This is a genomic window from Pseudomonas sp. H26/SER47-MNA-CIBAN-0231, assembly GCF_040310465.1.
Taxonomy (GTDB): domain Bacteria; phylum Pseudomonadota; class Gammaproteobacteria; order Pseudomonadales; family Pseudomonadaceae; genus Aquipseudomonas; species Aquipseudomonas atacamensis.
On sequence record NZ_JBEOPW010000095.1, the window covers coordinates 1 to 267 of the forward strand.

1 pseudogene is annotated in these 267 nt (G+C 59.6%); it reads right to left on the reverse strand.

Going from position 1 to position 267, the window contains the following annotated elements:
- A pseudogene (locus AAEZ10_RS27420) lies at positions 1–267 on the reverse strand (lipoyl synthase); the annotation flags it as partial.

Here is a 267-nt window from a genome sequence, read left to right on the forward strand (position 1 = left end):
GTTGAACACATCAGGCGGCTCAGCCACAGTGATTTCCAGCGCCACGTCCATGCGTCCACGGTAATCCGGGACCAGGGTTTCGAGCTGCACATTTGGCGACAGCTTGCGAATTTCGCGGATGCAGTCGGCGAAGTGCTGGGCACCGCCGTCACGCAGGTCATCGCGGTCAACCGAGGTGATCACCACGTATTTTAGTTTCAGATCAGCGATGGCGATGGCCAGGCTTTGCGGCTCATTGACGTCCAGTGGCTTCGGACGACCGTGGCC